The sequence below is a fragment of the Nocardioides nanhaiensis genome (genome assembly GCF_039542785.1).
Classification (GTDB): Bacteria; Actinomycetota; Actinomycetes; order Propionibacteriales; family Nocardioidaceae; genus Nocardioides; species Nocardioides nanhaiensis.
Map to the genome: position 1 here is coordinate 741,861 of NZ_BAABIM010000002.1, position 12,617 is coordinate 754,477.

Below are 12,617 nucleotides of genomic sequence, written 5' to 3' on the forward strand. Positions count from 1 at the left end.
TGGAGCCGACACGACGACGCGGCCCGACCGGCGGGGGATGCCGGTCGGGCCGCGACGTCAGGACCGGGCGCCGGGCGCCCGATCAGTCCGGGGGGTGGTCAGCGGACGCCGAGCAGGTGCTCCATCGCCAGCTGGTCGAGCGCCTCCATGGCGACGCTGCGCTCGCCCAGGGCCACGACGTCGTAGCTGGCGCTGCGCAGGTCCTCCAGCGACTCGCCGGCGGTCAGCGTGGGCTCGACGATGTCGCCGACCTGGGCGGCCTCCAGCGCCTGCGCGACCTCGGGGTCGGCCCGGAAGGCCTGCACCTTGTCGCGCAGGATCAGGTAGTTGCGCATGCAGGCGCGTGCGGACTCCCAGACGCCGTCGACGGCCTCCGCGCGCGGGGGCTTGTAGTCGAAGTGCAGGTAGCCGTCGTAGGCCTTGTCCGACCCTGCGCCGAGCAGGGTGTCGACGGTCCAGAAGGCGCCGCGCAGGTTGCCCGCCCCGAAGCGCAGGTCCTGGTCGAAGCGGGGGCCGTGCTGACCGTTCAGGTCCACGTGGAAGAGCTTGTCGTGCCACAGCGCCTGCGCGATGCCCTGCGCGAAGTTGAGACCGGCCATCTCCTCGTGGCCCACCTCCGGGTTCACGCCCACCAGGTGCGGGTGCTCGAGCTCGCTGATCAGCGCGATCGCGTGACCGATCGTGGGCAGCAGGATGTCGCCGCGGGGCTCGTTGGGCTTGGGCTCGAGGGCGAAGCGCATGGTGTAGCCCTGGTCGACCACGTACTGGCAGAAGAGGTCGAGCGACTCCTTCATCCGGTCCAGGGCCGCGGGCACGTTCTTCGAGGCACCGTGCTCGGCGCCCTCGCGCCCGCCCCACAGCACGAACGTCTCGGCGCCGAGCGAGGCAGCGAGGTCGATGTTGCGCAGCACCTTGGCGACGGCGTAGCGCCGCACCTGGCGGTCGTTGGCGGTCAGACCGCCCTCCTTGAAGACCGGGTGGCTGAAGAGGTTGGTCGTCACCATCTCGACCTTGATGCCGGTCTCGTCGAGCGCCTGGGTGAAGCGGGCCAGCGTCTTCTCGCGGGTCGCCTCCTCGGGCAGCAGGTCGTCGTCGTGGAAGGTGACGGCGGCCGCACCCAGCTCGGCGAGCTTGTAGGTGGACTCGACGGGGTCCAGGGCCGGGCGGCTGGCGGGGCCGAACACGTCGACCCCCTCCCAGCCGACGGTCCACAGACCGAAGGAGAACTTGTCGGAGGGCTGCGGGGTGTAGTCGGTCATGCGGGGTCTCCTGACTGGGACGGGTGTGACGTATCGGGTGTGGGGTGGGGCACGGAGGTGGGCAGGTCAGCGGAGGGGGGCGAGCGTGGGGTCCTCCAGCACCGCCGCGGCGGCGCGCAGCGCGGCACCACGCACGGCGCCCGAGACGCCGAGGGTCGAGACCTCGATGCGCGCGCCCCCGGCGTCCGGGGCGCAGACGTGGCCGGCGAGCTCACGTTCCAGGGTGGGCGCGAGCCAGCGACCCAGGACGGCGAACCAGCCGCCGAGCACCACCACCTCGGGGTTGAGGACGTTGACCAGCGAGGCACACCCGCGCAGCAGGTGGCCGCCGACCTCCTCCAGGGCGTGCAGCGTGCGCGCGTCGCCCTGCTCCGCGCGCCGCCGCAGCTCCTCGAGCCGCTGCAGCACGTCGACGTCGGGGTCGCGCACGGGGTCCCCCGCGGCGGCGGCGAGGGTCAGGAGCGCCGGCAGGCTCACGACGGTCTCCAGGCAGCCGCGCCGTCCGCACGAGCAGGGCAGGCCCTCCGGGTCGACCTGCAGGTGCCCCAGCTCCCCGGCGAACCCGCGTGCGCCGCGCAACAGGCGCCCACCGGTGACGACACCGCCGCCGACGCCGGCGCCCCCGGTGAGGAGCAGCAGCTCCTGGGGGTCGGCGTCCGCGCGCGCGTCCAGCTCGGCGAGGGCGGCCAGGTTGGCCTCGTTGTCCACGTCGACCGGCCACGGGTCGGCGTCCCCGCCGAGGAGTGCGCCCACCAGGCGGGAGAGCGGTGTCGCCACGGGCTGGTCGTGCCAGCCGAGGTTCGGGGCGTCACGCACCGAACCCGACTCGTGGTCGGTGAGACCGGGCACCGCGACGGTGAGACCCACGGGGGTGCTGCCGGCGGCGACCAGTGGCGCGGCCAGCGCCCCGACCTCGGCGGCCACGCGCTCGAGCACCGCCTGCGTCGTCATGCCGGCGGCGTCGAGCGCCACCCGCTGCTCGACGAGGGGGGTGCCGCGCAGGTCGGTGGCGAGCACGGCGAGGTGGTCGACGCCGATCTCGGCGCCGAGGGCCACCAGGGCTCGGGGATGCAGGTCGACGGCGAGGCCCGGTCGACCCACGGCGCCACGCTCGGCGGCACCCTCGGCGAGCAGCCCCCGCTCCATCAGCTCGGTGACCAGGCTCGAGACCGTGGCCTTGTTGAGGCCGGTCTCGGCGGCCAGGCGGGCGCGGCTACGGGCGCCGTGCCGGCGCAGGTGCCCCACCAGCAGCGCGAGGTTGTGCCGCCGTACCGCCAGGTGGTCGGCCGATCCCCCGGCGAGCCCGAGGAGCGGTGCGGTGGGGCCCGGCATGCGCTCTCCCTCGTGCTGCGGTCGGTGTGGTGCTCGGTGTTGTGGTGGGCGTCACCCACTAGTACGTTGGGTCAACAAACTAATTACTCGACGGGGTCGTGTCAACGTGGGTCACGTGGGTCGACACGGCTCGTCCTTGCCTGAAGGGAGCCAGCCATGACGCTGGTGCTGGGCGTCGACTCCTCGACGCAGTCGACCAAGGCGGTGCTCGTGGACGCCGCGGACGGCACGGTGCTCGAGCAGCGCCAGGTGCCGCACCCCGAGGGCACCGAGGTGGACCCGCGGGCCTGGCTCGACGCCGTCGACGCGGCCACCGCCGACCTGCTCCCCCGCTGCGCGGCGCTCTCCGTGGCCGGTCAGCAGCACGGCATGGTCGCGCGCGACGACGCGGGCGCCGTGGTGCGCCGCGCCCTGCTCTGGAACGACGTGCGCTCCAGCAGCGCCGCCCGGGAGCTGGTGCAGGAGTGGGGCGGCCCCGCTGCGTGCGCCGAGGCGGTGGGCAGCGTCCTGGTCGCCTCCCTCACCGTCAGCAAGCTGCGCTGGCTGCGCGACCACGAGCCCGAGAACGCGGCGCGGGTCGCCGAGGTGCTGCTCCCCCACGACCTCGTCTCCGAGCACCTGTGCGCCCCCGGCACCGAGGTCTTCACCGACCGCGGTGACGCCTCCGGCACCGGCTACTTCAGCCCGGCCGAGAACCGGTGGCGCCCCGACCTGCTGGCCTCGGCGCTGGGGCACGAGGCCCGGGTCCCACGCCTGGTGGCGCCCGGGCAGCCGGCCGGCCACACCGCCGCGGGCGCGGGCGCGGTCGTGGCCTCGGGGACCGGCGACAACATGGCGGCCGCGCTCGGCATGCAGCTCGACACCGACGACGTGCTGCTCTCCATCGGCACCTCCGGGGTCGCCTCGATGGTGAGCCCGGAGCCCGTCAGCGACGGCACCGGCGCCGTCACCGGCTTCTGCGACGCCGCCGGCGGCTTCCTGCCGATGTCGGTGACCCTCAACGCGGCCCGGATCCTCGACCTGCAGGCGCGCTGGCTCGGCGTCGACCACGACGAGCTCTCGGCGCTGGCCCTCTCCGCCCCCGCCGGCGCCAACGGGGTCGCACTGCTGCCCTACTACGGCGGCGAGCGGACGCCCGACCGGCCCGGTGCCGTCGGGACCTGGACCGGACTGCGGACCGAGACGACCCGCGCCGACCTCGCCCGTGCCGCCGTCGAGGCCCTGGCCTGCTCGCTGGCCGATGCGCTCGGCGAGATCCTTGCTCGGCTGGGGCGCGAGCCGGCACGCGTCCTGGTGGTCGGCGGCGCCGCCCGCAGCGCTGCCCTGCGGGAGGTGCTCCCCGCCGTGCTCGGCCGACCCGTGCTGCTGGCACCGCCGGCGGAGTACGTGGCGCTGGGAGCGGCCCGTCAGGCCGCGTGGGCCCTCGGCGGGGAGGACCAGCCGCCGGCATGGGTCGCGGCTCCCGCCGCCGAGGTCGACGCCGCGCCCACCCCGGCCGTGCACGAGCGCTACGCCGAGCTGCGCCGCGCCACCGAGGCCTGGGACGGGTAACCGAGCGGGGTGCTCAGCCCCGGCGGCAGGCCTCGACGGCGAGCCGGTCGACCAGGTCGTTCATCCGGTTGCCGGAGTGTCCCTTGACCCAGCGGAACGCCACGGCGTCCGGGGTGCCCTCGCGCTCGACGTAACGGGTCACCAACGGCTCCCACAGGTCGCGGTTGGCCACCGGCTGCTTGGCGGAGTTCGTCCACCCGCGTGACAGCCACCCGGCCCACCAGCGGTCGCGGAAGCAGTTGACCACGTAGGTGGAGTCGCTGACGACGACGAGCGGCCCCTCCAGCGAGGTGACCGCCTCGAGCGCCGCCCGCACCTCCATCCGCTGGTTGGTGGAGGCGGGCTCGGCACCGCTGGCGTGGTGCTGCTCGTCGAGAGCCCACGCCCAGCCGCCGGGCCCGGGGTTGCCGGCGCAGGCGCCGTCGGTGAACACCTCGCGCGCGCCGGGCGGGGCCGGCATGGCGGGCTTCGCGGGACGGGGGGCGCGGGTGCTGCGGGTCCGGGGTGGCACGGGCAGCATCCTCTCAACCACTCCTCACCCCCGCGGCACCCGCCACACCACCCGCAGGCCTCCCGCCGTGGGCCGGTGCAGCTCGAGCGTGCCGCCGTGCCGCAGCGCCCGCGCGCGGGCGTTGGCGAGGCCGCTCTCGACAGGCTCGGCGGGCAGGCCACGACCGTCGTCGGCGACCTCGAGCCTCACCTCCGCCGGCGTGGCCGCGAGCAGCACCTCCACGGCGGAGGCGTCCGCATGACGCGAGGCGTTGGAGAGCGTCTCCCCCAGCACCGCCAGGAGGTCGGGCACGACGGCGTCGGGCACCAGCGTGCGCACCGGACCCTCGACGCGCAGCCGCGGTCGCAGCTTCCAGGTGGACGCGGCCCGGTCGACCATGCGCGTGACCTCGCTCTGCACGTCGGTGGAGGCCGGTTCGGTGCCCAGGGCGAAGATCGAGCGGCGCAGGTCGGCGATCGTGGCGTCCAGGTCGGCCACTGCCTGCTCCAGGCGGGCCGCGACGACCTCCGCCCCCGGCACCCGGGAGGCGCCCTGGAGCCCGAGACCGACGCCGAAGAGTCGCTGGATGACGAGGTCGTGCAGGTCGCGAGCGATCCGGTCCCTGTCCTCCAGCACCGCGATCCGTTGCCGGTCCTCCTGCCCCCGTGCGACCTGCAGGGCCAGTGCCACCTGGGAGGCGTAACGCACGGGCAACGTCTCGTCGATCCTGAGTCCGGGTTTCTCACGCTCACCCCGCCACGAGAGACCCAGCACACCCTCGACCGGCGAACCGGCGAGACCCGCGGTCAGCGGGACCACGAGCACCGCTCCGTCCACACCCTCGGGGCGGTCGTCGACGAGCCTGGAGGGCTCTCTGGGCCCCGGGTCCGACCCCGACGCCTCCACCACCCGCAGCACCCGCTCCGCGGCGCTCCTCCCGGTGGCCACCCACGCGAGGTCGGCTCCGGAGGCCCGCAGGGCGCCTCGCGCGACGGCCCGCAGCGCCGCGTCGTCGACCCGGGCGCCCGCGACCAGCCCCACCACCTCGGCGCCCGCGGCCAACCACGCCTCCCGGTGCGCCGCCTCGTCGTAGAGCCGGGCGTTCTCGATCGCGACACCCGCGGCCGCCGCCAGGGCGACGACGACCCGCTCGTCGTCGACGGTGAAGTCACCGCCCTCGCGCTCGGTGAGGTAGAGGTTGCCGAACACCCGGTCGCGCAGCCGCACCGGCACCCCCAGGAAGGAGCCCATCGGCGGGTGGTGCGCCGGGAAACCGTAGGACTCCGGGTGGGCTGCGATGTCGTGCAGCCGCACCGGCTCGCGGCGCGAGGTGATGACGCCCAGCAGCCCGTGCCCGCGTGGCAGCGGTCCGATCGCCCGGGCCTGCTCGTCGTCGATGCCCTGGTGCACGAAGGTGCTGAGCAGCTGCGGTCCACCCGGCTGCTCCTCGGCCAGCACCCCGAGCGCCGCGTACCGCGCACCGGTCAGCTCGCGGGCAGCGGTGAGGATGCGGCCCAGCACACCGTCCAGGCTCAGGTCAGCCGCCATCGTGACGACGGCGTCGAGCAGCAGCCGCTGGCGGTCCAGCTCCGGGCGCTCCACCTCCGCAGGGTAGTGGCGATCGGGCCCACGCGGTGCGCCCGAGGGACCAAGGTCCCGGGGGCCCGGTGCCCGGGACCCTGGGCTGCGGCGCGCGCCGCAGCCACGCTCGGTGCCACCACCACCAGGAGGACACCATGACCCTGATCCACCACGCACCCGGCGGGCGTCTCGTGCCCCTCGCCCCCGATGAGTGCTGGGCGCTGCTCCGCGAGCACGGGGTGGGCCGGTTGGCCTGGGTGGGCGGCGAGGGCCTCAGCGTCACACCGGTCAACTACTCCGTCGACGACAGCGCGCAGGTGCACGGCGGCGCCCTGGCCGTCGTCGTGCGGACGACGGCGCACTCCACCATCGCCCGCGAGTGCGGCGGGCGACCGGTCGCCCTCGAGGTGGACGACCTCGACGAGGAGACCCGCAACGGGTGGAGCGTGCTCGCGCGCGGGCAGGCCGAGCTGCGGCTCTCGGCTCCCCTGCCCGGGATGGACCACCCCCCGGTGCTGCCCGACTCCTGGCCGGCGGGCACCCGCCCGGTGCTGCTGCGCCTGGAGGTCGACCTGCTGACCGGCCGCCGGCTCGAGGCCTGATCCCGCGGTCGGTCTCAGCCCTCGCTGCGCGGGTGCTTGACGGCGAAGATCGCCGCCTGCGTTCGGCTCGTGAGCCCGAGCTTGGCCAGCAGGGCGGAGACGTAGTTCTTGACCGTCTTCTCGGCCAGGAACAGCTCGGCCGCGATCTCGCGGTTGGTGAGACCCCGGCCGATGAGCTCCAGGATGCGCTGCTCCCGCGCCGTCAGTGCCGCCAGCTCGTCGTCGACCGGCGGGCCGAGGCGCACCCGCTCCAGCACCTGCGCGGTGACCGCCGGGTCGAGCATCGACTGCCCCGCGGCGACCCGCCGCACCGTCTCGACCAGGTCGCGCCCCCCGACCTGCTTCAGCACGTACCCCGCTGCGCCGGCCATGATCGCGGCGAAGAGCGAGTCGTCGTCGTCGTAGGAGGTCAGCACCAATGCGCGGGTGTGCGGCTCGCGCGAGCGGACCTCGCGACACACCTCGATCCCGGAGCCGTCCGGCAGCCGCGCGTCGAGGATGGCGACGTCGGGCCGCAGGGCGGGGATCCGCGCGACCGCCTCGGCGGCGGTGCCGGCCTCGCCCACGACCTCGAACCCGCCCGCGTCCTCCAGCAGCTCGCGCAACCCGCGACGCACGATCTCGTGGTCGTCGAGCAGGAAGACCGTGACGGGCCCCGGGCCGGGATCGCTCATGCCCCCACGGTAGGGCTCCGGCCACTCCCCCGGGACGGTTCGGGACCTGCGCCCCTGTCGGACCGGGTCGCCGACGCGCACCGTTGCAGGGTGACACCGACCTCACGCCCGGCCCCCGCCCGCAGCTCCGCGCCCTCCTGCTCGCAGGCCGCGCCCGCCACCTCCCTGCGCGACGACGCCGCTCTCCCGGTCGTGGCCCTGGCGTGCACGGCGCCCAGCGTGGAGAACTCCCAGCCGTGGCGGTGGCGCACCGACCGCGAGAGGTCGGCGCCCACACTCGAGCTGACGGCGGACAGGGACCGCTGGCGCACCGGGACCGATCCCGCTGGCCGCCAGATGCTGCTCAGCTGCGGCGTCGCCCTGCAACACGCCGCCTGGGGAGCTCGCGCGCTCGGTTGGGAACCCCAGGTGCGGCTGGGAGCGCCGCTGCGGGCGGTGCGACCGCCCGGCGTCGACGGACCTCCGGCTCGCCTGGCACGGCTGGTGCTGCGCCCGGGCGCCGCCGCGCCACCCCCCGACGCCGTCGCGCTCCTGGCCGCCCGGTGCACCGACCGCCGCCGCTTCACGGCGTGGCCGGTCCCTGCGCAGCAGCTGGAGGCGCTGGCCGGGGCGGCCCGCGCGCACGGCGCGACCGCGCTCGCCGTGACCGACCCCGCTGCCCGCTTCCGCTGCGGTCTGCTCGCCGACCGCGCGCTCGCCCTCGGCGAGCTCGCCCCCGCCGACGGGCTGGTGCTGCTCGGGTCGGGCACCGACACCCCTGCGGGCTGGCTGCGCGCCGGCGCCGCACTCGGCTCGCTGTGGCTGGAGGCGACGCGCGCGGGGCTGACCGTCGTGCCCCTGAGCGCCCCGGTGGAGGACCCCTCGGTGCGGGCGGCCCTGAGCAGCGAGGTGCTCGGCGGGCGCTGGGCACCGCACCTGCTGCTGAGGGTCGGGTGGCAGGCACTGGGCCGCCACCAGCTGGACCGCACCCCACGGCGCCCGCTCGCCGAGGTCGTCGACCGCTGAGGTCCCGGGAGGTCGGGGCACTCCGACCCGGGGTCGAGAGGTCTCAGGACCGTACCGCCGGCGCGTGGGGGCGAGGAGGCTCGGGCCATGACCACCTCACCCCACCCCTCCACCGTCGACGCCGTGCCGGCCGGTGCCGTCGTCGTCGCCCTCGACGGCTCCGAGCACGCCGAGCGCGCCCTCACGTGTGGAGCGCAGCAGGCGGCACTGGAGCACCGCACCCTGGTGCTCGCCCACGCGAGCGGCGCCGAGATCGCGCACGCCACCACCGTCCTCGGTCCGGCGCTGCCCGTGCCGGGTCTCGCGCAGGAGCTGCACACCGCGGCGGCCCGACTGCTCGACGAGTCGGCCGGGCGCGTCGTCGCCGAGCACCCGGACCTGCGCGTCCTGACCGTCGCCAGCGACGACGACGCCCGCCGGATGCTGCTGGAGCTGGCCCGCGAGGCGCACCTGGTGGTCCTCGGGTCCCGGGGTCGAGGGGTCGTCCGCAGCCTGGTGCTGGGGTCGGTGAGCGCGGCGGTCGCCCGCCACGCCACCTGCCCCGTCGTCGTCAGCCGTCCCGGCGGCCCACCGGCGCCCACGGCCGGCGTCCTGGTGGGCGTCGACGGCGGCAAGGGATCGGCGCAGGTGGCCGAGGTCGCCTTCCGGATGGCCTCCTTCCGCGGCCTGCCGCTGACCGTCGTGCACTGCTACTGGGACGCGGTCGCGGCCTACGCCGCGGCCTACCCCGGCACCGCGGCCGACGTCGACAACGCCGACCGGCTGGCCGACCTCTCCGCGTTGGTGTCCAGCACGCTGGCGGGCCTGGGCGAGAAGTTCCCCGACGTCGTCGTCACCCGCCGACTCGCCCACGGCCTGGTCGACCAGGTGCTCACCGAGGGGAGCCAGACCTGGGACCTGGTCGTGGTCGGGCGCCACCCCCGGTCGGGGTGGGCCCACCTGATGGGTCACTCCCTCTCCAGCGCCGTGCTCGAGCGTGCCCGCTGCACGGTGGTCGTGGTGCCCCACGACGCCAGCACGACCGACCACCCCTGACCCGTCTCGACCCGTCCTGATCGCCCAGCCCCCACCTGTCATCGGAGCCCGCTATGAGCACCTTGCACCCCACCCACCGGACCGACCCGTCCGCCCTCCACGCCGCCGACGCGTCGGGTGTCGAGGTCGGTCTCGCACCACTCACCTCACGGCTGCTGGCCGCGCTCCGCCTGGGGTTCGGCCTCACCTTCCTGTGGGCCTTCCTCGACAAGCTGTTGGCGCTGGGCTTCTCGACCGGCGCCGTGCCGGACGGGCCCACGGACCGCTTCGGTGACGCCGCGTACCTCAACGGCGGCAGTCCCACCGAGGGCTTCCTCGCCTTCGGCTCGAAGGGCCCCTTCGCCGACCTCTACCAGGGGATCGCCGGTGCCGCCTGGGCCGACGCGCTGTTCATGCTCGGCCTGCTCGGGATCGGGACCGCGCTCACCCTCGGGATCGGCATGCGCGTCGCCTGCGGCGCCGGGGCCCTGCTCTACGTGCTGATGTGGACCGTGGCCCTGCCTCCCGAGAACCACCCCTTCCTCGACGAGCACCTGCTCGGCGGGCTGACCCTCGTGGTCCTGGCCGCCCTCCGGGCCGGCGACACGTGGGGCGTCGGCCGTGCGTGGGCCCGGCTGCCCCTCGTGCAGAGGTTCCCAGCACTGCGGTGACCTAGAACGCGTTCTCGTCGCCCAGTAGGGTGCGGAGCCCCGATCGTGGAGGTACGCCGTGAAGACCCGACTCAACTGCCCGTGCGGTGAGCAGCTCAAGGGAGCCGACGAGGACGAGCTGGTGCAGCGCACGCAGGCCCACCTGGCGGCCGAGCACCCGGGCATGGACTACAGCCGCGACGAGATCCTGTTCATCGCCTACTGAGCGACGAGCAGACCCGTGACCGCACCCCTGCCCGAGCTCGGCTGCTACGGCCTGGCAGGACACTCCGCCAGCCCCGGCGACCTGGTCGCCGAGGCCCGGCTCGCCGAGCAGCTCGGGCTGGGCTCGCTGTTCCTGTCCGAGCGGTTCAACGCCAAGGACGCCGCGGTCATGGCGGGGGCCGCCGTGGCGGCGTCGACCACGCTCGGCGTCGGCACCGCCGCCACCAACCACGTGACCCGGCACCCGATGGTCACCGCCACGATGGCGGTCACCGCCCACCGGATGAGCGGGGGGCGCTACGCGCTGGGCCTGGGCCGCGGCTTCGACGTGCTCTTCGACCTGATGGGGCTGCCGCGCGTCACCGGGGCGCAGCTCGAGGACGCCGTCGGCGTCTACCGGCGGTTGTGGCGCGGCGAGGCCTTCGGGCACGAGGGCCCCCTCGGCACCTACCCCTACCTGTGCCTCGACACCGGGTTCGACGAGCGCATCCCGGTGCTGATGACGGCGATCGGCGACCGCACGCTGCGGCTCGCGGGTCGGGTGGCCGACGGCGTCGTGCTGCACACCTTCCTGACCGACGAGGCCCTGGCCCGCTCGGTGGCCGCGGTGCGGCGCGGCGCCGAGGAGGCCGGTCGCGACCCGGCCTCGGTGCGCGTGTGGGCGGTGCTCGCGACGGTGACCGACGACCTGCCCGAGCAGCTGCAGCTGCGCAAGCTGGTGGGCCGGATGGCCACCTACCTCCAGGGCTACGGCGAGGTGCTGGTGCGGGCCAACGGCTGGTCGCTCGAGGACCTCGAGAGCTTCCGCTCCGACGCGCTGGTGCAGGGCTACCCGGGCGCCTTCGACGCCGTCGGCACCACCGAGGAGCTGCGCCACCTGCGCGACGACGTGCTGCCGGCGCACTGGCTCGAGGCCTCGGCGACGGGCACCCCCGAGCAGTGCGCCGCCCGGATCGCCGACCAGCTGGCAGCCGGTGCCGACAGCGTGGTCCTGCACGGCGCCACGCCCACCGAGCTGGCGCCGGTGGTGGAGGCCTGGCGCGCGGTGCGCCCCACGGACACGGGCCTCGACGACCTGCCGCGCAACCCGGGTTGGATGCGATGAGCGGCGTGGTCACCCAGGCCTCGGAGCTGACGGCGGCGTGGGTGAGCAGTGCTCTCGGAGTCCCGGTGCGCGAGGTCCGCGCCGAGCCCGTGGGCACCGGTCAGATCGGCACCGTGCTGAGGCTGCACCTGGACGCCGATCCCACCACCGCGCCCGCCACCGTGCTGGCCAAGCTGCCGGCCACCGACCCCGCCGCCCGCGCCATGATGGCCGGCGTCTACCGCACCGAGGGCCGCTTCTACGCCGACCTCGCCCCCACGCTCACCGTGCGGGCACCGCGGTGCCTGTACGTGGCTGTGGCGGACGACGCCGCCAGCACCGGTGACGTCGTCCTGCTGCTCGAGGACCTCGCCCCGCGCCAGCAGGGCGACCAGCTGGCCGGCTGCACGCCGGAGCAGGCGCGCGTGGCGGCGCTGAACCTGGCCGGGCTGCACGGCCCGCGCTGGTGCGACCCCACCCTGCTCGACGTCGAGGGACTCACCCTCAACGGCCCGGACGACGCGGCCCTGCTGGCCGACCTTTTCGCGCCCGCCGTCGACCTCTTCCTGGAGAGCCTGGGTGGTGAGCTGGCTCTGGTCACCGACGAGGACGCCGCCACCCTGCGGGCGTGCGTCCCGGTGATCGAGGAGTGGGCGCTGCGGCACCGCGAACGCTTCGCCCCCGTGCACGGCGACTACCGCCTCGACAACCTGATGCTGCCGCCCGAGGCTGGCCCGGGCAGCGAGCTGGACGTCGTCGCCGTCGACTGGCAGACCCTCTCCCTGGCGCTGCCCGCGCGCGACCTGGCCTACCTGCTGGGCACCGGCCTGGAGCCCGGGCTGCGGCGCACCCACGAGCGGGTGCTGGTGGAGGCCTACCACCGCGCGCTGCTCGCCCACCCCCGGCCGGCCGCGGACGGCTACGACCTGGAGACCTGCTGGGCCGACTACCGGCTCGCCATGCTGCAGGGTCCGCTGGTGACGGTGTTCGGGTGCGCGTACGGCACCCGCACCGAGCGCGGCGACGCCATGTTCGCCGTCATGCTCGCGCGGTCGTGCGCGGCGATCCGCGAGCTCGGCTCGCTGGACCTGCTCGCGGCGGACTGACGCGTGTCGGGAATTCGTTGACACGTGTCTAGAACGCGTTCTAC

Annotated in this window: 13 protein-coding genes; 8 read left to right on the top strand and 5 right to left on the bottom strand. The window is 75.1% G+C overall.

Annotated elements, in window-relative coordinates:
- Positions 1-98 precede the first annotated feature (98 nt).
- The gene (gene xylA / locus ABD948_RS11665; RefSeq protein WP_345265916.1) at positions 99-1,259 is read right to left on the bottom strand and encodes a xylose isomerase; all 1,161 of its coding nucleotides are present in this window, start codon (positions 1,257-1,259) and stop codon (positions 99-101) included.
- Positions 1,260-1,325: 66 nt separating this feature from the next.
- On the bottom strand, positions 1,326-2,591 hold the full coding sequence (locus tag ABD948_RS11670; RefSeq protein ID WP_345265919.1) for an ROK family transcriptional regulator: 1,266 nt from the start codon (positions 2,589-2,591) through the stop codon (positions 1,326-1,328).
- A gap of 156 nt (positions 2,592-2,747) precedes the next feature.
- Here ABD948_RS11670 and xylB point away from each other — a divergent pair, with 156 nt between their 5' ends.
- Complete coding sequence (xylB, locus tag ABD948_RS11675; RefSeq protein ID WP_345265921.1) at positions 2,748-4,142, top strand: xylulokinase; 1,395 nt, start codon at positions 2,748-2,750, stop codon at positions 4,140-4,142.
- Positions 4,143-4,155: 13 nt separating this feature from the next.
- Here xylB and ABD948_RS11680 read toward each other — a convergent pair whose 3' ends face one another.
- Both ABD948_RS11680 and ABD948_RS11685 read right to left on the bottom strand, forming a co-directional pair.
- Complete coding sequence (locus ABD948_RS11680) at positions 4,156-4,653, bottom strand: ribonuclease H family protein (protein ID WP_345265923.1); 498 nt, start codon at positions 4,651-4,653, stop codon at positions 4,156-4,158.
- A 24-nt stretch (positions 4,654-4,677) separates the two neighbouring features.
- Positions 4,678-6,234, bottom strand: coding sequence for a GAF domain-containing sensor histidine kinase (locus ABD948_RS11685; protein ID WP_345265925.1), 1,557 nt, complete (start codon positions 6,232-6,234; stop codon positions 4,678-4,680).
- Positions 6,235-6,368: 134 nt separating this feature from the next.
- Between ABD948_RS11685 and ABD948_RS11690 the strand changes: the two genes are divergently transcribed.
- On the top strand, positions 6,369-6,815 hold the full coding sequence (locus ABD948_RS11690; RefSeq protein WP_345265926.1) for a pyridoxamine 5'-phosphate oxidase family protein: 447 nt from the start codon (positions 6,369-6,371) through the stop codon (positions 6,813-6,815).
- 14 nt (positions 6,816-6,829) lie between these two features.
- Here ABD948_RS11690 and ABD948_RS11695 read toward each other — a convergent pair whose 3' ends face one another.
- Positions 6,830-7,489: a response regulator gene (locus ABD948_RS11695; RefSeq protein WP_345265928.1), complete on the bottom strand. Its 660-nt coding sequence runs from the start codon at positions 7,487-7,489 to the stop codon at positions 6,830-6,832.
- A gap of 90 nt (positions 7,490-7,579) precedes the next feature.
- On the opposite strand from ABD948_RS11695, the gene ABD948_RS11700 reads away from it, so the two are divergent.
- From ABD948_RS11700 to ABD948_RS11725, 6 genes are all read left to right on the top strand, one after another.
- Positions 7,580-8,494: a nitroreductase family protein gene (locus tag ABD948_RS11700; protein WP_345265930.1), complete on the top strand. Its 915-nt coding sequence runs from the start codon at positions 7,580-7,582 to the stop codon at positions 8,492-8,494.
- Between the two features lie 87 nt (positions 8,495-8,581).
- Positions 8,582-9,529, top strand: a complete 948-nt coding sequence (locus ABD948_RS11705; protein ID WP_345265932.1) for a universal stress protein — start codon at positions 8,582-8,584, stop codon at positions 9,527-9,529.
- A 53-nt stretch (positions 9,530-9,582) separates the two neighbouring features.
- Positions 9,583-10,179 carry a hypothetical protein gene (locus ABD948_RS11710; RefSeq protein WP_345265934.1) on the top strand — a complete coding sequence of 199 codons (597 nt, stop codon included), beginning with the start codon at positions 9,583-9,585 and terminating at the stop codon, positions 10,177-10,179.
- Positions 10,180-10,237: 58 nt separating this feature from the next.
- Positions 10,238-10,384, top strand: coding sequence for a DUF1059 domain-containing protein (locus ABD948_RS11715; protein ID WP_345265936.1), 147 nt, complete (start codon positions 10,238-10,240; stop codon positions 10,382-10,384).
- 15 nt (positions 10,385-10,399) lie between these two features.
- Entirely contained in the window at positions 10,400-11,488 is a 1,089-nt protein-coding gene (locus ABD948_RS11720) for a TIGR03857 family LLM class F420-dependent oxidoreductase (protein WP_345265938.1), read from the top strand.
- Entirely contained in the window at positions 11,485-12,573 is a 1,089-nt protein-coding gene (locus tag ABD948_RS11725; protein WP_345265940.1) for a phosphotransferase family protein, read from the top strand. Before ABD948_RS11720 ends, ABD948_RS11725 begins: the two co-directional genes overlap by 4 nt.
- Positions 12,574-12,617: the final 44 nt, after the last annotated feature.

Coding starts and splice junctions, on each gene's coding strand:
- xylA (WP_345265916.1), bottom strand. CDS start 1,259: ATGACCGACTACACCCCGCAGCCCTCCGACAAGTTCTCCTTCGGTCTG.
- ABD948_RS11670 (WP_345265919.1), bottom strand. CDS start 2,591: ATGCCGGGCCCCACCGCACCGCTCCTCGGGCTCGCCGGGGGATCGGCC.
- xylB (WP_345265921.1), top strand. CDS start 2,748: ATGACGCTGGTGCTGGGCGTCGACTCCTCGACGCAGTCGACCAAGGCG.
- ABD948_RS11690 (WP_345265926.1), top strand. CDS start 6,369: ATGACCCTGATCCACCACGCACCCGGCGGGCGTCTCGTGCCCCTCGCC.
- ABD948_RS11695 (WP_345265928.1), bottom strand. CDS start 7,489: ATGAGCGATCCCGGCCCGGGGCCCGTCACGGTCTTCCTGCTCGACGAC.
- ABD948_RS11705 (WP_345265932.1), top strand. CDS start 8,582: ATGACCACCTCACCCCACCCCTCCACCGTCGACGCCGTGCCGGCCGGT.
- ABD948_RS11710 (WP_345265934.1), top strand. CDS start 9,583: ATGAGCACCTTGCACCCCACCCACCGGACCGACCCGTCCGCCCTCCAC.
- ABD948_RS11725 (WP_345265940.1), top strand. CDS start 11,485: ATGAGCGGCGTGGTCACCCAGGCCTCGGAGCTGACGGCGGCGTGGGTG.